The organism is Parabacteroides sp. AT13 (assembly GCF_002272965.1).
Classification (GTDB): Bacteria; Bacteroidota; Bacteroidia; order Bacteroidales; family Tannerellaceae; genus Parabacteroides; species Parabacteroides distasonis.
The window spans coordinates 459,866-483,671 of the sequence record NZ_NQMH01000002.1 but is presented as its reverse complement, the minus strand read 5'-3'; the positions used below and the strand labels follow the sequence as shown (position 1 = coordinate 483,671).

Annotated in this window: 18 protein-coding genes; 2 read left to right on the top strand and 16 right to left on the bottom strand. The window is 49.4% G+C overall.

The features are described from left to right. Window positions 1–40 precede the first annotated feature (40 nt). From CI959_RS16335 to CI959_RS16305, 7 genes are all read right to left on the bottom strand, one after another. Entirely contained in the window at window positions 41–2,257 is a 2,217-nt protein-coding gene (locus CI959_RS16335) for an alpha-L-rhamnosidase C-terminal domain-containing protein (RefSeq protein WP_005856486.1), read from the bottom strand. A 144-nt stretch (window positions 2,258–2,401) separates the two neighbouring features. Next, a complete protein-coding gene (locus CI959_RS16330) occupies window positions 2,402–4,999 on the bottom strand; it encodes a family 78 glycoside hydrolase catalytic domain (protein ID WP_095231486.1) in 2,598 nt (865 codons plus the stop codon). A gap of 20 nt (window positions 5,000–5,019) precedes the next feature. Further along, window positions 5,020–6,768, bottom strand: coding sequence for an alpha-L-rhamnosidase C-terminal domain-containing protein (locus CI959_RS16325; protein ID WP_057317341.1), 1,749 nt, complete (start codon window positions 6,766–6,768; stop codon window positions 5,020–5,022). A gap of 3 nt (window positions 6,769–6,771) precedes the next feature. Beyond that, on the bottom strand, window positions 6,772–7,572 hold the full coding sequence (gene rhaD / locus CI959_RS16320; protein ID WP_009017902.1) for a rhamnulose-1-phosphate aldolase: 801 nt from the start codon (window positions 7,570–7,572) through the stop codon (window positions 6,772–6,774). An 11-nt stretch (window positions 7,573–7,583) separates the two neighbouring features. Next, window positions 7,584–8,609 carry an L-rhamnose/proton symporter RhaT gene (gene rhaT / locus CI959_RS16315; protein ID WP_085931216.1) on the bottom strand — a complete coding sequence of 342 codons (1,026 nt, stop codon included), beginning with the start codon at window positions 8,607–8,609 and terminating at the stop codon, window positions 7,584–7,586. Beyond that, window positions 8,609–9,868, bottom strand: a complete 1,260-nt coding sequence (locus CI959_RS16310) for an L-rhamnose isomerase (RefSeq protein WP_057317342.1) — start codon at window positions 9,866–9,868, stop codon at window positions 8,609–8,611. Before CI959_RS16310 ends, rhaT begins: the two co-directional genes overlap by 1 nt. A 38-nt stretch (window positions 9,869–9,906) precedes the next feature. Beyond that, complete coding sequence (locus CI959_RS16305; protein WP_005856473.1) at window positions 9,907–11,328, bottom strand: rhamnulokinase family protein; 1,422 nt, start codon at window positions 11,326–11,328, stop codon at window positions 9,907–9,909. Window positions 11,329–11,422: 94 nt separating this feature from the next. Here CI959_RS16305 and CI959_RS16300 point away from each other — a divergent pair, with 94 nt between their 5' ends. Then, on the top strand, window positions 11,423–12,310 hold the full coding sequence (locus CI959_RS16300) for an AraC family transcriptional regulator (protein ID WP_005856470.1): 888 nt from the start codon (window positions 11,423–11,425) through the stop codon (window positions 12,308–12,310). Between the two features lie 15 nt (window positions 12,311–12,325). Here CI959_RS16300 and CI959_RS16295 read toward each other — a convergent pair whose 3' ends face one another. Then, window positions 12,326–14,197 carry a glycoside hydrolase family 127 protein gene (locus tag CI959_RS16295; RefSeq protein ID WP_011966399.1) on the bottom strand — a complete coding sequence of 624 codons (1,872 nt, stop codon included), beginning with the start codon at window positions 14,195–14,197 and terminating at the stop codon, window positions 12,326–12,328. A 197-nt stretch (window positions 14,198–14,394) separates the two neighbouring features. Between CI959_RS16295 and CI959_RS16290 the strand changes: the two genes are divergently transcribed. Continuing rightward, complete coding sequence (locus tag CI959_RS16290) at window positions 14,395–15,939, top strand: HAMP domain-containing sensor histidine kinase (protein ID WP_009017898.1); 1,545 nt, start codon at window positions 14,395–14,397, stop codon at window positions 15,937–15,939. A gap of 116 nt (window positions 15,940–16,055) precedes the next feature. On the opposite strand, the gene CI959_RS16285 is transcribed toward CI959_RS16290, so the two are convergent. The 8 genes from CI959_RS16285 to CI959_RS16250 form a co-directional block, all read right to left on the bottom strand. Beyond that, window positions 16,056–17,138 (bottom strand): dipeptidase, encoded by a 1,083-nt coding sequence (locus CI959_RS16285; protein ID WP_011966400.1) that lies wholly within the window; start codon window positions 17,136–17,138, stop codon window positions 16,056–16,058. A 47-nt stretch (window positions 17,139–17,185) separates the two neighbouring features. After that, window positions 17,186–18,289: a D-TA family PLP-dependent enzyme gene (locus CI959_RS16280; RefSeq protein ID WP_008780489.1), complete on the bottom strand. Its 1,104-nt coding sequence runs from the start codon at window positions 18,287–18,289 to the stop codon at window positions 17,186–17,188. Window positions 18,290–18,292: 3 nt separating this feature from the next. Then, a complete protein-coding gene (locus CI959_RS16275) occupies window positions 18,293–18,766 on the bottom strand; it encodes a RidA family protein (protein ID WP_005856453.1) in 474 nt (157 codons plus the stop codon). Between the two features lie 40 nt (window positions 18,767–18,806). Further along, window positions 18,807–19,328 carry a DUF4833 domain-containing protein gene (locus tag CI959_RS16270; protein ID WP_005856451.1) on the bottom strand — a complete coding sequence of 174 codons (522 nt, stop codon included), beginning with the start codon at window positions 19,326–19,328 and terminating at the stop codon, window positions 18,807–18,809. A gap of 18 nt (window positions 19,329–19,346) precedes the next feature. Beyond that, the gene (locus tag CI959_RS16265; protein ID WP_057317343.1) at window positions 19,347–20,666 is read right to left on the bottom strand and encodes a gluconate:H+ symporter; all 1,320 of its coding nucleotides are present in this window, start codon (window positions 20,664–20,666) and stop codon (window positions 19,347–19,349) included. Between the two features lie 63 nt (window positions 20,667–20,729). Continuing rightward, a complete protein-coding gene (locus tag CI959_RS16260) occupies window positions 20,730–21,821 on the bottom strand; it encodes an ABC transporter permease (RefSeq protein WP_057317344.1) in 1,092 nt (363 codons plus the stop codon). Between the two features lie 3 nt (window positions 21,822–21,824). Beyond that, window positions 21,825–22,910, bottom strand: a complete 1,086-nt coding sequence (locus tag CI959_RS16255) for an ABC transporter permease (RefSeq protein ID WP_011966402.1) — start codon at window positions 22,908–22,910, stop codon at window positions 21,825–21,827. 3 nt (window positions 22,911–22,913) lie between these two features. Next, a complete protein-coding gene (locus CI959_RS16250; RefSeq protein WP_005856443.1) occupies window positions 22,914–23,648 on the bottom strand; it encodes an ABC transporter ATP-binding protein in 735 nt (244 codons plus the stop codon). Window positions 23,649–23,806: the final 158 nt, after the last annotated feature.

The following is a 23,806-nucleotide window of genomic DNA, read 5'->3' as shown; positions in this document are numbered from 1 at the left end:
TTGCTTCTGTTTTTGAGAAATATAACAAACACACAGATCACTAATCCACTTGATGGTGTCCCGGGTCGAGATGCTTGCGAGTGCCGTTCGGTCTTATCAGTTCGGCGGAGGTGCCTTCCGGGATTTGGAGATCGAACTTCATTCGCTTGCCTTTCTTCTTGATACTTACTTGGATGGTTCCATAATGAGTCTCTAGACTGGCAGAGGCTTCCGATAAGGAACCCAGTTGAGGCGAGATCTTAAAGGTACGGAAGCCGGGAGAGGTTGGCTCGATACCGCAGACCTTCTGGCTCAATAAGGTAAGCGGACCACCGCTCCAAGCGTGATTGATCGTGCCGCCACCGAAGCCCTCGGCTCCGATGCCCCATCCCTCGAACAAGGTCGTATATTCGGCATAATCCAGCATACGGGTGTAACGTTGCTTCATCCGTTCCAAGGCAAACGTCGGCTCGCCCATCTGGAAAAGGGCCTCTAGGACATACTTCTCCATATAAGGGCTGGCGTGATACTCCTTTTTAAGCACCTTCGTCAGCGCCGGATACTTATCTTTCGAGGCCAGCCCGGAAACAACCGCCATGGCTTGGGAGCGATCGTCCGTCTCCCCTTTATAGCCGGGGGAGCGATAGGCGGAACCTGTCCAGAACTTCGTGTCGAAACAACGTTCTATGCTACGCATCATCTGGGAGATCTCATCGGCATCCTTATCCTTGCCGAGTTGCAGGGCGAAGGCTCGCTCCGCTTTCAAGGCCAGATAATACCAGCAATTGGTCAATACACCCATATCGACGTGCTCGCCCCAGTCGCCCCAACTCCAAGCGCCTTGACGCTCGATCACCAAGCCACTCTTATCGACTTGCCAGACCTCGTGCAGGTAACGGCGCATCCGGTCGTATATCACCGGAACGAAACTACTGTCGGCACTATAATAATATTGTGTATAAAAACCGTACCAACCGATAGACGCCAACATCTGTAAAGGAAGCTCCTTATCCCAATTACCCGCCGGAACCGGAGCGTAGAGCGTTCCGTCCTCCCGCTGCCAATTCATTAATTCATGGATGCCTTTTACGGCTAGTTTCTGCCCGGACGGAGAAAGGGCGTAGAAAGCCTCGCCTAGCTCATTCACCTCGTCGCCCCACCATTGGGCACGTTCACGATCCGGACAGTCCATATAATTATCACGCATCGTTATGTATAAGGTACGGGCAGAACGTTGCCAAAGCTCGTCGTAGAACGGGTCGTCACAATGGAAAGAGCCGGCGAGGTCCGTGTTGTAACCGGTCTCACGGTATTTCACATCCAGCACCTTCACGCCCTCAGGGATGATGTAATAGACCTCATGGCCGTTCATCCAGCCATAGCTTTCGTATTCCTGCTCACCCTCATGGGTAATATATTCGGCACGTACGTTGCGCTCGCTTCCTCCCTCGTAATTATCCATCCGGATGTGGATAGTCTTCCCGGCCTCCGCCTCTACTTTCAGATACGGAGTGATCTGGGCATTATAGGGCAAACGACAGAACAGGGTATCGCCTCTCAAGGATTCCCGGACGGATACATAGGATAACAGGCCGCTGTTTTTCCACTGGGGTATCGGACGTTCCACCAGCTCCCCGAAAGGAGCTTTCCCCGCCTTACCGACGCAGACCGCCCCCGGAAGGGAACCTTCGAAACTCGTACGGTTCCAGTTTGTTATCGCTTGACGGGCATCGAAGCGGATATTACTCTCCGGCATACGGTAATTCGGGAAAGGGGCCTCGGTATTTTGATAAGCCTCATACAAGGCGCACTGCCAGCTCGCGTCGGAGACGATCTCCAGTCCCGGAGCGATCGCCTCGAATAACAAAGCTGCTTTCCCACTGTTGATATGACTGAAACCGTCTTTTCCGAAATGCCAGAGCAAGATAGCGATGGTGTTCGAGCCCTTTGTCAGGTAAGGGGCGATATCTACCGGATCGTAATAAGTCCCGGAAGGAGAAGGTCCTCTTTTCAAGCCACCCTCGAAGATAACCAGTTGGTCGTTGATCCAAAGCCAATACTTGGAATCGGCGGCGATACGGGCGATGAGTTGGTCCGGGACATCCGTCACGCCGAATGATTTACGGTAGATCAACCAAGTGTTCGTGGCGCTTTGGCAACGCTCGGTATTGATCCATTGGGCTTTCCAAGGGAAGGATTCGGGATGAGATGAAGCTGTCGCCTTTATCCAGCCGAAAGGCAAGAGGAACAAAAAGAAGGCAATGAGTAGCTTATTCATAAATTTAATCTTTAAAGTTCAACAGTTTATAATTATCTGGTTGTAGAGACGGGGCGTGCCCCGTCTCATCTCCCCAAAAGGTAACTTAAAGATACTATTAGCCGGTGGGAGACGGGGCACGCCCCGTCTCTACAACTAAGTATATTAAGCGGGATATGTAAATGTATGCGTACCGGCGGATACGGTCTCGGTCTGATCGCCTACCACGATATCGGCGGAGCAATCAGCCGGAATCGTCACGGTAAGCATAACCTTATCCCCTTCCCGTTTCCATTCGCTTGCGATACGGCCGCGTACGGAATGGTACTCACCTTTCGCCCAATCCAGTTCTTTCACGAAATGAGGAGTGATACGGATATGACGGAAGCCCGGATCCGAGTCGTCATGATTGATACCGGCCAGCTGGTTCATCATCCAAGCGGAGACATCTCCCATAAAGACATGGTTCAAGGAAGCGTCGGCAAACTTCGGACTAAGTGTCCACGTCTCCGGCAATGTGGAGTAACCCATCGTCTCTACCCAATATCCCCAAGAAGGTGCCTCAGTCTTCGTGATCATCTTCATGACATCCTCGATATAGCCATATTTCGTAAGCATGGCCGGAACGGTCTTACTGCCTAAAAGACCGAAGTCCAAGAAATAGTTATTTCCCGCTACCACCTCACGCAGCTTATCCGCCACGAGTTGTTCCTTTCCTTCCGGTACAAGTCCCAGATACAAGGCCAAGGCTTGCGCCGTTTGGGTCCCTTCGGCATACACACCGGTCTCGGCGTTGAAGAACTTCTGGTTGATCAAGGATTTGAGCGTATTCGCTTTCTCTTGATAAGGAGTGGCATCCTTGCCCAGCAAAGAGGCGAAGCGAGCCATCAACTTATAATCCAGATAATAGTAGGCGGTAGAGGTATATTCATTATTCGTCGTAGCTTTCCAATACACCCAGTCACCCAAGCCAAAAGGCAAGTAACCGTCTTTCTCTTTCGTCTTCAAATAATCCAGATACCGCAACATCGTAGGATATAAGCGCTCTATACTACGAGACTCGCCATAATAATCATACAAGGCGTTCGGGATGATAAACATGACAGCGTCCCAAACCGGACCCGGCCACTCGCCATATCCCCAACCGCTGGAAGGAATGATACCGGAAATCTCACCCGCCTCACGCTGGTTATCGATAATATCATTCATCCATTTCTCATAAAGCGTGATACCATCGAAGCCCAGCAAACCGAGGTCGATCGCAATATGCGCGTCGGCTGTCCAGCCATTCTTCTCCCGTTGCGGGCAATCGGTCGGGATACTGTGCAGGTTACTGCGGTAAGCCTGCATCGTAGCCTCCCAAATCTTATTCAATAGAGGATTCGAACAAGCGAAGGAACCGGACGGACGGACATCGGTATGCATAAACAAGCCGGTCAAGTTCTCTTCCGTTAAAGTAACGGGGCGGCTGCTCTCCACCTCCACATATTGGAAACCGTGATAAGAGAAGGAAGGCATGAAGATCTCCTCCTCTCCCGTACCTTTCAAGGTAAAGACATCCATCTGGAATACCTCGTCCGGCTTGACCGGATGATAATATACATTGATATTGCCTTGCTCCAAGCGACCATCTTTCTTCAACAACTCACCATGTTTTAACGTGATACGGGTTCCCGCCTCGCCTTTCACCTTCAAGCGGCAAAGGCCGGACATGTTCTTCGGGAAAGAATATACGTATAATTGATCGGAGAAACGTTTCATAGACACGGGTCTCACCTCTTCCGTGATACGGATTCCCGGCATTTGCTGGGCTACCAACAGAGGTGCCGGAGCCTGCGCCGGAAGTGCCGCTTCCCATTTACTATCGTCGAAATGAGCGGTTTTCCATCCGGCCTCTTCCAGCCGGGCATCGAATTTATCGCCGCTGTATATATTATTATAGGTATAGGCCCCGGTGGAAGTCTTCCAAGTCTCGTCCGAGCCAATCACCTCCGTCGTACCATCCGTATAGGTAATACGTAACTCACATAGCAGGCGGGGACGATCCCGCCAGCGTGCCTCATGAAAATTCCAGACCGCCACGGACTGCTCATTGTACCAGCCGTTTCCCAGAACAGCGGCCACGGCGTTGTCGCCTTGCTTCAGCAAAGAGGTAACATCATGCGTCACGTACAAAATACGTTTATCGAAATGCGTATACCCCGGGTCCAGATAATTCGTTCCGACCCGCTCGCCATTGATGAATAGCTCATGATACCCGGCGGATGCTACGTACACACGGGCATCCTTCACTTCCTTGCCTACCGGGAAAGACTTGCGGAACAGAGGGGCAGGCTCGAACTCCTTATCCTTATGATCGGTAATCCAAGAGGCGGACCAATCCGAGGGATCGAACTTAGCGGTCTCGAAAGAAGCCGTCTCCGAGGTAGCGCACGGACGCCCTTCACCATCCCATACCGTAACATTCCAGTAATAACGGGTATGAGGTTTCAGGGCCATTCCCTCCGCATAGGGCCGCAAGTCGTCCGGACTCGTACCGATCCGTACCTCATAGCGGGAAGCCTTAAAGCCCTCCTCATTTCCGGAGTATTCCCATGTAAAGCGAGGAGACGAAGTATCCAAGCCGATAGGCTCCGTAAGGTATTCCGTACGGAGATTCGTAGGTATCGTTAATTCATTATTGCTTTTGCAACCGCCTAATAAGAGGGCGGCGAAAGCATAGATGCAAATAGTTTGTTTCATATATTCTATAATTATATACATTCTACAACTAAGTATAAGAGCTACGGGGTAACTCGTATCTCTTCAGGAGCGTTGATATGGCTTATCACCTTACCGTCCGCACCTTTCTCATGCCGGATCTCAATCACCCCATAAGGCGTGGGAAACGTACCTTCCACCCATTCGAGATCTCCCAGATGTGGGATGATACGTACCGTACGGCAACCCGGTTCCACCACTTGTACGCCCAATACGTACTCGCTTAACCACGATGTGGGGCCCGAAGCCCATCCATGGCACAAGCTATGGCGGAAACCTTGATAGCAATACGCCCCATAATCTCCATGAATATCTTTCTTTCCCGCGGGGACCAGCTCATCAATACGCCCTGCGTCAGGAAGCCATTCCATATTGAAATCCTCCCAAAACGTCGTAGCGCCTACATCCAGCATAGCTCCCCAATACGTACGGATCACATCTAACGCACCTTGGTAATTACCAGCCAACGCCATCGCCCGTAGCATATAATACCCGTAAAACGTAGAGAAGCCTTTCGCCCCGTCCACTGCCAAGCAACGCTCGTTCGCCTCCTTAGCATCCATGATACCCGCCAGAGCCATCAAGGCGGCGGCTTGTTTATCCCCGGGCGTAATCCGATCTTTCTCCGAAGGGAACCGGGATTTCTTCCGAAGGGAAAACTCAATAGCTTTGGAAGCTACCGCACGGCATTCCGAGGCCAACGCATCCTCGCCTAAAACGGTACATAACTCCTCTCCCGCACGCATGGCTTGTATCATCAGCGATTGAAGGCCGGCATCGATAGCGGGTGTATTCTCACTGGAAGGCCAATCCAAGAAACGGTTCCCATCCAGTCTCTCTTGTCCGCTTGGGTCAACCTTCGAGATCAAGTGACGCAACAAAGCAGTCATATAAGAGCGTTGCTCTTGTAGATACGCAAGATTCCCTTGGTAATAATACCAATCCCTCTGGATCAACAACCACCAGATCGAGTACGAACTGATACCGTTCATCCAACTAGGCAGCGGCGTAATATCCCGAATCAAATCCAAGCTCTTAGGAACCACCTCATTATAACCGAAGACGGTACTGACCGTCATTACCTCCGGATGTAAATCCCCCACCCAGACCAGACGATCCCGTTTTACGCCGTCCCATAGATATTCCTGCATATTCAAGTGGACCGTGTACGCACCTGTCTTCCATATCCGGTTCAACCGCTCGTCATTACAACGGAAAGAGCCCAGATAAGGAATATCCCGAAACGTGGAGATCGCACGGACCTCTTTTAATTGCAACTCCGTAGAATCACCCAATACATCAATACGCACGAAACGGAAACCGGAATTACCGATCTCCTGCACGCCCAGCCAAGGGAGCGATACCACGAAATCCCGCATCGCATGATCGTTGCTCGCCCCGTTCGCGCCATCTATCTCGCACATAGCCTCACTAACGGACTCGCCGAAACGAACCCGTACGGAAACCGGATCGTGAGACGGCGGCATACCGGTCACCAGCTGAAGGCCGCCTTGCAACTCCTTCCCGAAATCAAGCAGCAAAGCGGGATGTTCGGTTGGCGTACTTTTCAACACACACAACCGATTATTCGCCAAATCCGACTGTCCGTTGCCCGGAACAAGCAAATGGTTCGCTCCCGTAATTCGCGAACTATCTTGCTGCCAGACAATACGGACCGGAGCGATATACTCCCGTGTCCGATGGTCTCGCTGCTGGGCGAACAACGTGAACGAACCGATCCCTATGAATAGAATGATTAATTTCTTTCGCATACGCTAGAGTCCAAAAGCCGGAACCAAGTCATCCAATTGCTGCTCCGTCATACCTTCCGGCTCGTAACCGGTCATGCGGGCACTGAAATAGATCTGGGCGGATTTACTCAACGTATCGATCGCATCGAAGCACTCGATCAGGTCCTCACCGACGGCAAGGATACCGTGCTTCTCCCAGAACACCACGTCGTGCTCCTCCAACTGACGGATCGTAGCGTGCGCCAACGCCAAAGTGCCCGGTATCTCGTAAGGAACGATACCGACCCCTTTCGGCACGATAATCCGACATTCCGGGATCATACTCCATAACGTGCGGGTAATCTTCTCCGAATCCAAGAACGGCTTACAATGCGTCATGCCGATAATATCCGTCGGATGCGTATGCAATACCACCCGGTTATCCCGTCCCTTCGCACGCAAGAAATTGTGCATCAACAAATGGGAAGGCAATTCGGAAGTCGGTGGGATCGGTTGCTCCGCTAGGATATCATACGATTTCCCATCGGCGGCGATACGGATCAAAGAGCCGTTGGCGAAAGGATCTTTCGCCACGTAACGCATCCGTTTTCCGGTACCCGTCACATAAAAGACGTGCCCACATAAGGCCGTCATCGCCTCTTGCAAGGGGATCGAGGAAACCAAAGCCGGCAACGCCTTCTCCTCCTCGCTCAATAAAGTAGTCAGGTTCACCGATATATTCCCGCCGTTTCGCTCAGCCCAACCCTTGGTCCACAAATAGCCGGCGACCTCGGCGATACGATCTATTTCCGCCATCAGGCGTTCATTGTTTCTTAGTATTATCATGTCTATTTTAATTAAACTATATTCGGATATAATAAGGAAAGGATCAAGATACACATGCCGGTAATCAATACCACGATTGTCCGGCGATCCACGCCCTTCCATTCTTTTAATAAGATGCCCCAGACATTACTGAAAATAACATTCAACGACATCAGGATACTCCACGAGAAAGCCAGCATAACCGGGGAATCCGAGAAATAGCTCTTTCCCATCCCCAGTCCGAAGAACTGCGAGTACCAAAGCACGCCTGCCAAAGCGCAAAATAAGACATTATTCAGCAATGTACCTCCCGATACCGAGAAATAATCCTTGCCCGTCCCGTTTTTCACGTTCTGGAAAATACAATACACAGCGTTCGTACAAAAGCCGCCCAAAGTAACCAACAGTATCACGGGATTCAAGGCGAACAGATCGCTAGCTCCCGCCTCTTTCGCTTTCGCCAGCACCTCGTTTCCCGATTCCAAACCCAAATTGAAGCAGGCGCTCATCACACCGGCAAGCAAGGCTACCGCCAAGCCCTTAGTCAAGGCAAAATCCTTCACCGCCGCTTTCTTCTCCTCCTCACTCATATTCCGGGCCCGCAGGCTTCCGGCGTAACCGATCACGGCGATACCCGCTAAGGTAATGCAAACACCGGTCAACAGGATCAATCCGGTTCCCTCAAACAGATTCGTTCCACCGAACAAAGCCGGGAAGAGCGTACCAAAGCCGGCGCATGTACCCAAGGCGATGCTCTGTCCCAAAGCTACGCCCAGATAACGCATACTCAACCCGAAAGTCAACCCGCCGACACCCCAGAGCATGCCATAAATAACCGCTCCCAAGCTACCCGGCGAACACCATAGCTCCAGCAAGGTACTCCCTTCCGGTACCGCCAACATCGCCCCGAGATAAGGGAAAACCAACCAAGCGAAGATACCTTGCACCAACCAAAAGCTTTCCCAACTCCAATCCCGGATCTTATTGATCGGCACGTACGAGCTACTCTGCCCGAAACTGCCGATCGCGATGATCAACAACCCGATCCCGATCTCTATCATTGCCGTCTTGAGGTAACGTCGGACTCATATTTCTCGATCTCAGCGATATAAGACTCTCCTACGGGGACCCCACTTTGCAGACAATACATATCCCAAACCGCACCCCAAGGCAGACTCTTCGCTTCCTCCTGCAAGGCAAGACGCTGGAAATACTTACCCTCATCCTCGTACTGGCGAAGCAAGGCGATCGGCTCCAGCAAAGCGAGCATAAAGGCTTTTTGCGTGGCACGGCTACCAATGACATAAGCACCGATACGATTGATGGTAGCGTCGAAATAATCCAAAACGATATGTACCCGGTCCAAGGCGTCGCAACGCACGATCTCACGGGCTAAATCCTGCACATCGTCATTCAAGATCACGACATGATCGCTATCCCAACGGATCGGACGACTTACGTGCAACATGATCTCGGGCGTAAACAGCAATAACGAGGAAACCTTGTCGGCGATACTTTCCGTCAAATGGAAATGGCCGGTGTCCAAGGTAACGATCTTATTCTTTTTCGCTCCGTAGCCCAAATAAAAATCATAGGAACCTACCGTATAACTCTCCAAGCCGATACCGAAGAGTTTCGCCTCGATACAATCTTTCATCCATTTATATTCGGTAGCGAATATCTCATCCAGCGATTCCTCCAAGATACGGCGATAACGTAAGCGGCTGGCCGGTACTTCCTTGCTCCCGTCATGTATCCAAAGGTTCATCATGCAAGGATCGTTCTGGGCTTTACCCATCTCATCGCTGATCCAGCGACAACGCTTCGTATGCTCGATCCAGAAGTTACGGATATCATCGCTGGGGTTAGCCAAGGTCAAATCTCCGCTTTTAGGGTGCGAGAAAGAGGTACTGTTGAAGTCTAGCTTGAAATCATTCTCTTTCGCCCATTGTATCCAGCTCTCGAAATGATGGGGTTCTACCTCGTCACGGTCTACTTTCTCCCCTTGGAAATCCCCGTAGATCTCATGCAGACTAAGCCGATGATTACCGGGGATATAGGATTTCGCCTTCAATACATCCCGACGCAACTCGTCGATAGTACGGGCACGTCCCGGATAATTGCCGGTCACTTGTATACCACCAGTCAAGGAGCCGCCTTGGTTCTCGAAACCGCTTACGTCATCGGCCTGCCAGCAATGCAGGGATAGGGATATTTTCTTCATATCCTCTAAAGCTTTACGAACGTCTACACCTACGGCCGCATAGCGTTCTGCCGCTACTTCAAATGCCTGTTGAATTAAACTGTCTTTTGTCATGGTATGATGTTTTTAAATTTATATGATTTGAATGTGTATCACCTTTCCGGATAAAATTCCTTGGGAGGGAATGCGGTGGCTATCAGTCTTCGCATCTCCCAACAATCCGTCAGTAATCCTGCCGACTTAGCCTGTATCAAGCAATTTCCAATGGCAGTCGCCTCAGACGGGCCTGCCAATACGGGAATACCGATAGCGTTGGCTGTCAACTGATTCAGCAGATCGTTCCGAGAGCCACCACCTATCACATGCAATCGTTCAATCGGATGTGGCGACATCGATTTGAGTATTTCCAACACCTCTTTATAACGATTCGCCAAGCTATAAAATATACAATGTATATAATCGGCGTCCGAAGCGGGAACAGCCTGTCCGGTTTCCTCACAATAGGCCGTGATCTCACGTAGCATATTCTCTGGATTGGCGAAACGGGGATCATCCGGATTGATCAAAGAAGTAAATTCGCTCAACTCCGCCATCCGAACCATATCATCGTACGAATAATCCAATCCGGACCGCTTCCATTGCTCCCGGCAACGTTCCAAGATCCACATACCTGTAATATTCTTCAAAAAGCGAGTCGTACCCTCGATGCCCCCCTCATTCGTGAAATTATTCTTGAAAGAGACCTCGTTGATAATCGGCTTCTCCACCTCGATACCCATCAAGCTCCAAGTACCGCTACTCAAGTAAGCGAAATTAGGAGAAGAAGCAGGAACAGCGGCTACCGCCGACGCCGTATCGTGACCGGCCACGGCGATTACCGGGATTTCCCCGATTCCTGTCTTACGGGCGATCGACTCGCTCAACCGTCCGATCAACGTTCCCGGCATCACCACTGGACACATCAAAGTAGGAGATACACCCACGGCCTCCAAGAGCTTGTAATCGAATTTATGGGTTTCCGGGTTCAATAATTGAGACGTGGAAGCGATCGTATATTCACATACCATACGCTCCGTCAACATATAAGCCAAAAGGTCCGGTATGAATAATATCTTTTCCGCCACTTCCTGCGGTATAAACGAGTCTTGCCCCGCCCTGAAAAGCTGGAACAAGCTATTAAACGGCATCACTTGAATACCTGTTCGCTTATAGACCTCTTCCTTGGGAATCCGTTTGAAAAAGTCCTCGGGAGCGCCGTCCGTATAAGGATCTCGGTAAGCACGAGGTAAGCCCAATAAAGAGCCATCCAAAGCCACATACCCAAAATCCACTCCCCATGTATCTATTCCGATCGAGTGCAACCGGATTCTTTGCCGGGCGCATATCGTCAAGCTTTCTATAAGAGAAGTATAAAGATGATAGATATCCCAATAAAACCGTCCGTGTAATTCCACCATCGGATTCGGGAACCGATGGATCTCTTTCATTTCAAATTTGGCATCCTTTAAGGTTCCGAGCACGGCCCGTCCACTGGTAGCCCCTATATCAAAGGCTAGAAAATTATATTCCTTCATGGCTTAACAAAGTTATTTGTTTGACGAAAGCAAAAGTAGAAGCATTATTGCTATATTTGCTTACGAAAATGATTTTAAACCTTTCAAATCTGACATGAACGAACTGCGGAATGATTTACTACGTTACTTGACGATCAGCGCTACGGATGAGGAATGGGGAATCGTCGTCACGACGGTCGGATATCAATTCATCCCGCCGGGTTGCGCCTATCCACTTTCCCGGCATCCGGAGAAGTATAATTTCAAGCCTCAGACCGGGCGCATCCTGAATGAGTATCAATTGGTATATATAACGAAAGGTAGCGGGTACTTTTCCTCCCAGTCTTGTAAATCGCAAAAGATAAACGCAGGGACGATGATCCTCCTTTTCCCCGGGGAATGGCATAGTTATTATCCGGACCGGGAAACGGGATGGGATGAGTATTGGGTAGGTTTTCGGGGTATTCATATCGATAAACGTGTGGAGAAGAAATTCTTTACCAAGGAAGAGCCGCTACACCGGATCGGGCTGAGCGCTACGATCGTCGGACTTTATGAGGATATACTGAAGTTCGCCTCGGAGGAGAAATCCGGTTACCAACAGATGATCTCCAGTATCGTGCTTCATATATTAGGCTCCGTATATTATAAGGAAAAGAACAACTCCTTCACGAACACCTATGTCGTAGATAAAATCAACGAGGCACGTATATTAATGAAGGAGAACATCGAGGACCCATTAAGTCCGGAAGAGATCGCTGCCCGTCTTGGTTTAGGTTATTCATGGTTTCGCCGGATGTTTAAGGAATACACCGGCGTCTCCCCCGCCCAATATCAATTACAACAGAAGCTCCTTCGTGCGAAAGAGCTTCTGACTAGCACCCCTTTGACGATCTCCGAGATCGCCTATAGCCTGCATTTCGAGAATGCCGGCCAGTTCTCCACATTCTTTAAGAAGAAAGAAGGGGTTACACCCTCGGAATTCAGGGATCGGACGCATTGAGCTGGAGTGAACCGCTCAATAAGGTTTATAAGGCGTACGCATGACATTCCATGTTTTTGGTAGCCACACTCTATAACGTTCTGCCTGATTCCACGTATTACCAGCTGATGCGAAATCGCACAGATGAATCGGGCGAGCCTTGCCGTTTCCTTCCAAATCCGTTCCTAAAACCATAGGAACGGTAAAAGCCATCCAAGCGAAATCGGGGGCTTGTACCGGAGTTAATTCCACATAACCATCCTTGCTGACGATCACGGAAGCCTCATCCACATCTCCATCCTTAAAGCGGCTATCTCTAGCCAGCACCAAAGGGCCTCTTACGATCGCTTGAGCCTCGTTCAGCTCCACCAAGCGAGCCCGCATATCCAACTCCACCGTAATTTCATCCCCTTTCTCCCAAGTCCTATGAATCGGTAGGTATGCTCCAGCCAACAGATCCGTTAAAGGCTCACCATTGACAGACACCACAGTTCGCTCACTCCACGCCGGGATACGCAAGGCGATCGTAAAATCACTCGTCTTCTCCGGTTCCACCACAATCCGGACTTGCCCGTCTATCGGGTAGTTCGTCTCCTGTGTCATCGACACCCTCGTCTTTTTATCCAACTCTACCTCCACGCTCGAAGCCGCATATAGGTTGACATCGATACGTCTGCCGTTTATCTGATAAGCGAATTGCGGAATCATCGCGAAAGCACGAGGTCCATTCGCATTGCAACAATTGATATGCATACCGCATTGCTCCTCTCCTTCATGCCGCCAGCCCTCCAACGGACTGTATTTCGCTATTTGAGAGGCATCCGCTTTCAGCGAGGCTAGTAAAGCGTTATACATAGCCTTCTCGATCTGGTCCGCATATAAGGAATTTCCGGTTAGTCCGAGCATCCTGTCACAAATCTGCATCCACGTGAACGTCACACAAGTCTCCATCGTATGATAAGTAGGATAAGTTTGTAACGCCTTGCCCCCATACCAGCACTCGAACGCACTACCGGAACCAGCCACATTGATTTCCTCATTGATAATATGATTCATCGTTTTCTCCACCACAGATAAATATAATGGATTCTTAGTGACCTTGTAAAGTTCCAACAAGCCCTCATAACAAGACATCATCTCATATGCTTTTTGTCCATTCTCCGGAGAGAACCAAACCTTTGGATGTGGAAAACGTCCGGCGACAGGAATATCCGCAATCGCCTTACTAATCAATCGAGGGCCTTCCGGAGTCTCCCATTGCTTTACGATGTACTTGGCAAAATCCAGATATTTATCTTGCCGGGTACGATTATACAGATACATCACCGGCTCAAGTACCGAAGAGCTTGGCATTCCTATATAATTACCGGTCGTCACGATATTCACTTTTCCGGGTCCCACCTGCGTCATCAAATGGTCGATCACCCGGCAGGCGGCATCCAAAGCTTTTCGATCCCCGGATAAGTCATAATAAGCGATCAAACCTAAAGCCGTGTATTTCCGCCCCCATATATCCCACTGGTTCAACTGCGCTTCCTCGGAATAATTACCGATATACCCATTCGGTAATTGGGTTTCCATCAACGACTCCGCTCCATTCTTAATAATCTTGTACAACTCAGGATCTTTATCATAACGGTATGAGGCGATCGCCCCTTGTATCCATTTTCCCCAAAATTCCGATTGCCAGCGCAAGGTCTCTTCCTTATGCCGGAAAGGTTCCACCAAATGATCCACATCTTGAGCTTTCACTCGATACTCGATACAAGCGTCGATCCGTTGCCCCAAATAACCGGATATCCTCAAGTGACGTACAGGATCAGTGTTTCTTACTTGCGCATTCATACAACAAACACAAAAACAAAAGAATAGACACGACATGCCTTTTGTTAATACGGATATACTCATAAACACAATTCTTAAAGTTAATAAATGTGATAAAGATAGCACATTCCACTTGTTCAGAACTTTCAGAATTGACAAAATAAATATGAATATTGACACACAAATCGTATCTTAAAATAAAATATCTATTATTTTTCCCCTGATATATTTTGTATGAATCCCAGTAAATACATATTTTTACTTCAAAAAAAATTTAAGTTATGAGGGTCATTTATCTTTTACTATCTTTTATGCTTTGTTTCTGTCCGGTCATGCAGGCGCAAAATACGACGAATCAATTTATGAAACAGGCACAAAGCAGCCTGGAAAAAAAAGACTACACCAAAGCTCGTTATCTTTTTTTACAAGCTTACAAGAGCTTATCCCAACAAGGTGATTACAAACAGGCAATCGATGCCGGTACGCAGGCGGCTTATCTATATTATTGCGAGAATTATTACCAAGAGGCATTCGATCTTTGCCGCCAGATGAACCAATTCATCTTAACCGAGGAACTGAAGTTGCAAAAATCGCTCTATGAGCAACGCTTCCAAGTAACGAAAGAGCGGTTGGAAATGTATATTAAGCTAAAGAACGCCGCCCAAGCGCAAGTTCAACTCAATACATTAGATAATCTGGCCAGCCAAGCGGGTGATGAGAAGTTATCGAACAATTTATTATATACCCAAGCGGGTTATTATTATACGTTCGGGCAAAACGAGCAGGGGGACGCTGCTTTCCAGAAACTGATCAACCAGTATAAGGAGAAAAAAGAATACGACAAGGTGAACGATTGCTACCGGAACCTGATCTCTATCGCTCGTAAGGCAAACAACGCCCCACTGATGGAACGTACCTACGACAAATACATCGTATGGACGGATTCCGTAAAGGCTCTTACGGCAGAGGATAAGCTAGGGGCATTACAACAAAAATACGATCAGAGCCTACAGACAATACAGGAGAAAGACGATAAATTGTCTGTTAAGCAATATATGATTGTTGGACTTATTACATTCGTGGTAATCCTTATAGCCGCCTTACTTTTCTTAGGATTCCTTTTGCTGCGCTTCATCGTGCTGAACAAGAAATTAAAGAAAATCATCCAGACGACAAACGAGCATAGCGAACAACAAGCCCAATTCATCCAAAACATATCGGTTCAGATGGAGCCTACCTTGAACAAGCTTAGCGCATCCGCCAAGGAATTACAGGCGGTAGCTCCGAAGCAGGCCGAGGATGTATGGACACGGGTAGAGGCTTTGAAACAGTTTACGGTTCATATCCAAGAGCTTTCCTCCTTGGAGAATACGTTGATGGAACCGTATGAGGTTAGTTCTTTTAATGTAGGAAACTTCAGTAAGAAAATCGTGGAGAAGGTTAAAGGGGATATTCAGCCGGAGGTCAACCTCGTAACAGACGTGCCCCAATTGGAGATTAAGACGAACGCCGAGCATCTGGAACAAGTCTTATTGCATTTGTTAAAGAATGCCGCATTATATACTTCCAGCGGTAACATTCGTCTGGAATTTAAACGGAAAGGCGCTCATGTTTGCCAATTTATCATTACCGATAATGGTACAGGCATACCAGATGATCTAAAAGAGAACTTATTCAAGCCATTCAATGAGGCGAAGGATCTAGCACAAGGCGATGGTTTGGGATTACCCATCTGCGCACTGATGGCTAGTAAATTAAACGGAACCCTATCTATCGATAAGGAATATAAGAAGGGATGCCGGTTCGTCTTGGTATTGCAGATATAAAATAGACTCACTTTGTTTGTCTTTTTACCGCGATGCGGATGCAGTGACGCTACAATCCGGGTTGCAGTAACACTGCATCCACATCGCGGTATCACTGCAACCCGGGTTGCGGTAGCTTATTCCGGCAAATGCTTCCGTAAGAACTCAATCCAGTTACCAGAGGCGATACGGTTGATAGCATCGTCCGTAAAGCCACGGTATTGAAGGATCGGGAATATCTTTTGGAGATCGGCGATCGTTACTAGGTCATACGGGCATTGCTCCGTACCGAAAGCACCATCCAGATCACTGCCGATAGCCACATGGTTCGCGTTTCCGGCCAATTGGCAGACATGATCGATATTGTTCGCCATAATCTCCATACCACAGTTCATGCCTCTTGGAGTAGACTCGCCTCGCACCCAGTTCGGTACCATCATCCAAGCGTCTAGGGCGATACCGATCACGGCGCCACGCTCTATCAACGCCTTGATCATCTCGTCGCTAAACTGGCGGTTGTGATCTACGAAGGCCCGACAGTTGTTATGGCTCGCCCAAATCGGTCCCTTATACAAATCCAATGCATCCCAGAAAGCCTCATCACATAAATGGGTCACGTCAAGAATCATACCCAAGCGATCCATGGTACGCAACAACTCTTTCCCCATGGCATTCAGATGACCGGTAGAATCCGTACCGTTGGCATATCTTCCGGGGCCGTAATGTGCCGGGCCAACCGCCCTCAAGCCATAAGCATACGCCCTTTCCACATGATTCACCGTGATGAACGAGTCGGCTCCCTCGATACTTAATACATAACCGATCGGCTTCTTGTCGGCGGGTTCACCGTCTTTCCAAAGAGCCAGATGCGTATCCAAGGCCTTCTTATCCCGGATCATGACCATCTGGCCCTCCTCTTCCATCGCCTTATACCAAGCAAGTTGGCCTTGGGTCTGCGCCCAAGCTTGTTCCGGGGAATGCCAACCGGGAAGTGGATTATCCGGCCCTACATAGCGACCGATCTGGGTGGCGACTACCAACCCGACGTTTCCTTTACGCAGTTCCTCAAACGATATAGTGGCGTTTCCACGGTCGGGCTTATCGGTCATACCGATTTCTCTCCGGTTTATTTCCTTTAGGGGTTGACGCAAATCCCGGTTCCACTCCAAAGCGTTCATGCTAAGGTCGAGATGAGCGTCGATAATAAATGGCTTATTCATTTTATTAATTGAGAGTTGATAATTGATAATTGAAAATTTGATTACCGTTAATAGGTGATGCGACGTGAACGGGCAATGATAGGCCATTCGCCGATCGCCTCACGATCCCGGATCACATAAGCCTTGTCGTATAAAGCGACCGTAGGACAAATATGAACGGGAATGCCATAGAATACGGAACCTAATGGATAGAGCCGACTGTCCGGGACTTCCAAGACCAGATGCTCCTCGCTCTGGGAGATAGGTTTCGCCTCCGGATGGTTCAAGAAAAACACACGGGGCAAAGGACTTTCCGAGGCTACCGCCTTGTAACCAAGATCTACGCAAACATGATGCTCATCCAGCACGGAAATGACCCGAGTTATCAATAAGGCAGCTACCTTGAACGGCATATCCGGATAAGCGTTTCCATACCCCCAATCCCAGAACACAAACGTGCCGGGACTGCATTCGCAATCCTTCCGCTTCGCGTACATCGGGAATGTAGGAGTACCTCCCATCACCTTTACCAATGGATAGGCAAACTTGCGGGATATCTCCCGGAACACACGTTCGGTCAAGGCGTACGCTGCATCCGCGCCTTGGCAACGTACCGATAGCTCCGCGTCATGTATATGTCCGTCGTAGCCATGCAACCCGATAATCTGCAGAGACTTCAGCGGCAGAATGGCATCCACCAGCGCCTCCGCTCTCTCCGGGAGGACTCCGGTACGATTCATTCCCACGTTCAGATCGATAAAGACATCCAAGGTGATATTCCCGGCCTCGCAAAGAGCCGAGATCGCACGGGCATTCTCCGCTTGATCTACCAAGCAGGAGTAATGGGTGGCGGGATATGCCTTTATCAAATCTAATAAGCGGGAAATCTTCGGACCTACCGGCTGATAGGCTAATAATACATCTGGGGCATTCATATGCCCCAGCATCTCGGCCTCGGCAATCGTAGCGCACTTGAACTTCCGGATTCCGGCATCCAGCAGCATGCGGGATACCTCAGCCGCCTTATTCGTCTTCACGTGCGGACGAAGCCGGTTCGTATCGCCTATGATCCTCTTGGCCAACTCGATATTGCCGGAAATACGATCCGGATAGAACGCCAAGGCTGGCGAGTCTATCCGGTCTACATTACTTATGACGTACCAATCGTCCATGGCTTATTCGTATAATTCGAACAAAGCCTCTATCTCTACAGGAATATTATCGGGAAGAGAACCGAATCCTACGGCGCTACGGGTACCTACACCGTTATCCGGCCCCCATACGGCGGCGAACAACTCGCTACAGCCATTGATCACATAAGGATGCTTTCCGAAATCGGGCGTACAATTTACCATACCCAATACCTTGATCACTCTCTTTATCTTGTTGAAGCTACCAAGGTTCGCCTGGATGGTCGCCAACATGGTAAGTCCTACTTGCTGGGCGGCGAGTTTGCCTTCATCCATCGTCAAGTCCTTGCCGATACGTCCGATGATCAAGGACTTATCATTCCGCACAGGCCCGTGACCGGAAAGATACAGGTATTTGCCATCTATCACACAAGGCTTGTAAACTCCGGCCGGAGCCGGTGCGGGAGGTAAGGTCAACCCTAATTTCTCAAAATTCTCATCTGCGTTAATCATGCTCATAATTTCTTTCATTTATATGTTAGTAAAAAAATATATTGATCTATTTCCTGACTCTTTCCGTTACCGGTTGATTCGTGGCGACAGAGATTCCTTGTAGCTCTACATACTCGACGCTTAAAGGATTCTTGGAGCTGGCTTTAACGTAGAGGGATTGGAGAATCGCCTGTTGGTTGTTGATCGTTATGTAGCATACATAGCGGGAATCACGTTTGGTAATCGTCAACTGGCGGGAGGGATAAGCGGTCAATGAGCATACACAAGCATTATCACTCGCCGAGATCAGTTTATACCCATAAGCCATTTTCCGTTGGATATAGCTCAAGCCATTGGTTTCCCCCGGATGCTTTTCCCGATTGACCCAATAAACGTTCAAGGGATCATGTGTATCCAGCTTACCATCCCTCAGATTCACATCGTAACAAACCAAGTTCTTATTCACGCTTCGTGCTATATGAAAAAGCCTCCCGACCGTTGGATAAGTACCTTCCTCCGGGTCCGCCGCAAACGAGGCGACGAAAGGGAAAAGCATAATAACGATACTAAGCAGCCATCTCTTTCTCATTGCTCAATCATTCTTTTATTATACAATCATATTTAAGATCATTACCCCGATCAATCCTACGACCGACACGATCGTCTCCATGATAGACCATGAGCAGATCGTATCCTTTATGCTTAGGTTAAAATATTCCTTGAACATCCAGAAACCGGAATCGTTGACATGCGAGAACATCAAGCTACCCGCTCCTAAAGATAAAACCATCAAGTTCGGGTTCGCACCCGTTTGCGTAACTAAAGGCATCACCACGCCCGCCGCCGTCAACGCCGCCACCGTAGCCGATCCCACGCACAAACGGATCACGGCAGAGATCAACCAACCCAAGATCAACGGATGAATGGGCAATTGCTCTAGGCTTGTCGCCAGCTCATTGCTTACCCCGCTATCCTCCATGATCTGCTTGAAGATACCGGAACCCGCGATGATCAAAAGGATCATAGAGATATCTTTCACGGCCTCCCCATAGACTGCCATAACCGACTTGATACTACGTCCCTGCCGGATGCCCAGCGTATATGTAGCGAACAACAAGGCGATCAGCATTACAATGGAAGGAGCACCAATAAAAGAGACTATCCCGCTCGCCATCTCGCCCATATCCTTAAAGCAATAAGGAATAACCGTCACGATAATCAGTAAAAAGACAGGCAACGTAGCGCTGATAAAACTATTCGCCTTGCCCGGCATGCTATATCTCCCGCTATCCTCTTTCTGCTCGAACAACGTGACCGGACCGGATTTTATATGTTTCAACCGACTGCCGAACACCGGCCCGGCGATAATGATAGCTGGAATCGCCAAGAACAAGCCATAGATCAGCGTAAGGCCGATATTTGCGTTGAACTGTACCACCAAGGCTACCGGAGACGGATGCGGGGGCAGGAATCCATGCGTCACGGACAACGCCGCCAACATCGGCAACCCGATATAGACCGCCGGAAGCTTGTATTTATACACGATCGAGAAGATCAATGGCACCAACAACACAAATCCGATCCCATAAAATAACGGAATACCCACGACAAAGCCTGTCACCATCAGCCCCCATTGTATATGCTTAGTACCAAAAAGCGACACCATCACGGAAGCGATCTTCTGTGCCGCTCCGCTCTCGGCCACCAACTTGCCTAGCATAGCGCCTAATACGATAATCAACGTCAACCCACCCAAGATACTCCCGATACCGTTATTCACCGAGTCCGGCAGCTTCTCCAACGGAATACCCAAAGCGATGCCCGCCAAGATAGAGGAGATCAGAAACGCGATGAAAGCATCCACCTTAAAGTAGGATATCAAGACAATCAATAAGGCCAAACAAAGTACGACAATGATAAATGACATGTTTTTTCGCTGTATTAGTTTATAATCCGTAAACGGGATACAAAGAAAACATTTATTTCCGAACTACCCCTTTTTACGATAACTAATTACCGCTAACAGATTAAAAAAAACAGCAAATAGACAGACAATCACAAAATGTCCCCGTAAATCGGCAAAGCCGCTCCCCTTTAAATAGACCATACGCATCACATCCACGAAATAACGCACCGGGTTCGCCAGCGTGATCTTCTGCGCCCATTCCGGCATACTGCTGATCGGCGTGAACAATCCGCTTAGCAAGGCGAAAATGATCAAGAAGAAAAACGCCGTAAGCATCGCTTGTTGCTGCGTGGACGAGAAGGAGGAGATCGCCAAGCCAAATCCCGTAAAAGCGATCAAATATACGGCGGCGAACAAATAGATCACCCCGAAACTCCCCTCCGGCACCAAGCCGTAGATCAGCCAAGCGATAAGGATCGCCACCGTCAGCAGGACAAAGCCTATCACCCAGAAAGGGATCAGCTTCGACAGCAGGAACAGGGACTTGGGCACGGGCGAGACGTTTATCTGCTCGATCGTCCCTTTCTCCTTCTCGCTCACGATATTCAAGGCGGAGATCGATCCCCCAATAATCGTCAGCAAGAATACCATGATGCCGGGAACCATATAGATCTTGTAACTCAGGTGGGGATTGAACAGGTGAATCGAAGCCACTCCCCTTCCCGATCCCATAGAGGCGAAACCTTTCTCCCTATTGAAATCCTGTATAATCGAGGAGAGGTAGGAGCTACCCAAGCCGCCCTTGGTCCCGTTCACGGCGTTAGCGGCGATCATCACGTCCGCCCTGCCCTCCTTACCCAAGTCCCGCTCGAAATCAGAGGGAATTTCCAGAATGATATCGGACTCATTGCTCTCCACCGAGGTCAGCGCCTCGTCGTAACGATCCGACCGGTCTGTCAGGCGGAAATATCCGGAGGATAGTACCTTATCTACCAATTGCATGGAGGTGACGGAATGATCATTGTCCACGATGCTAAGGTTAATATTTCGCATCTCGAAATTAGCGGCGAAAGGCAAGATGATCAACTGCATGATCGGGATGATGAAGATAATCTTCGGCATGAACCGGTCCCGACGGATCTGCTTGAACTCTTTCTCTAACAAATATCGTAACATAGCTTATAATCGTATTTTAAAACGTTTCACACTCAAGAATACCAGCACGACCGCCATGAACGACAGTATCCCGATCTCCTTCAAGATCGACACGGCGGGAAGCCCCTTGATCATCACGTCCTTCACGGCGATGATATACCATTTGGCCGGAACGATATGGGAGAACCATCGCAGGATATCCGGCATATTCTCTATCGGGAACATCATGCCGCTCAACAACATGATCGGAAGCATCAAGGCGATACCGCTGATCAACATAGCCGCCTGCTGGGTATCGGCTACCGTGGAGATCAGCAGGCCCAGACAGAGGGATACGATTGCGTACAGGATGGACACGGAAACCAGCAACAGCAGGCTGCCTTTTATCGGAACGTCCAGCAGGAAATAGGATAGCAGCAAGATCGTAGCGATATTCACCATACTCAGCAATAGGTATGGGATCGCCTTGGCCAGAATGATGTAGATGGGTTTCAACGGGGAGACCAGCAGGACTTCCATCGTTCCCATCTCCTTCTCTTTCACGATGCCGATCGAGGTCATCATGGCGCATATAAGGATCAAGATCAAACCCATTACGCCGGGCACGAAGTTGTAGGCGCCTTTCATTTGAGGGTTGTAGAGCAAAGTGGTAACCGGGGTCACGGCTTTACTCTCAACCGCAGACTCTCCTTTCAACTGTTCCGCAATGATCGCCGAGCAATAGGCGATTAGCTGCGTGGCCTCGTTCGGATCGGTAGCGTCCGCCAAGACTTGTACTTGGGCATCGGCCGTGGAAGCGTATTGAGGGGGAAAGACAACTATGACGTGTACCTTTCCTTGCCGAAACAAGGCCCCGGCATCCTCATAGCTATCGACGGTCGTATACAGCTCGAAATACTCGCTGGCATTCAAGCGGTCTGCCATCTTCAGTGTCAGCTCATCCCGGCTTTGGTCGAAAATAGCGATCGGCACACGCTTGATCTCGGTCGTGATGGCATATCCGAACAAGATGATCAGGATGACGGGCATGAGCAAGAGGATCATTGTCGTGCGTGCGTCCCTGAAAATGTGATAGAACTCCTTTCTAACAAAGGATATGAATTGTTTCATCGTTTATTCTCCTCTCGTTGCTTTTCGAGCCAAGGCGTGGAAGACTTGGTTCATATTCGTTGTCTTAAAATCCCGCTTCAAGGCGGAGGGACTGTCTAACGCTTCGATCTTTCCGTCTACCATGATGGAGACACGGTTACAATACTCCGCCTCATCCATATAATGGGTGGTGACGAAGATCGTGATCCCCCGGGCAGCCGCTTCATAGATCAACTCCCAGAACTGGCGGCGGGTGACGGGATCGACGCCTCCGGTAGGCTCATCCAAGAAAACGATCTTGGGATCATGGATGATCGCCACGGAGAAGGATAGCTTCTGTTTCCACCCCAAGGGCAGGGAATCGACCAAGGTATTCCGCTCCTTTTCCAGCCCGAGGATATCCAGCAACTCATCCGTTTTCTGGGACAGCTGCCGTTTAGACAAGCCGTAGATACCGCCGAAGAGACGGATATTCTCCCATACCTTTAGATCGCCGTATAGGGAGAATTTCTGGCTCATGTATCCGATATTCCGTTTGATGGACTCGCTCTCCCGGTAGACATCGAAACCGGCTACCCGGGCCTCGCCGGATGTCGGGACGGATAGACCGCAGAGCATACGCATGGCGGTGGTCTTCCCTGCCCCGTTTGCCCCGAGGAAGCCGAATATCTCGCCCGGCTCCACCTCGAAACTGATATGATCGACGGCGGTGAAGGTGCCGAAACGTTTGGTCAGTTGTTTTACTTCTATCGCTTTCATTATTTATCCTTATTTCATAATTACAATGCCGTATTTCTCCAAGATTCGACCTCGCGCCCAACACGAGGCCCCGCATTTCCCCGAGATTCGACCTCGCACCCGACGCGAGCCCCGCATTTTCCCGAGATTCGACCTCGCACCCGACGCGAGCCCTCGCA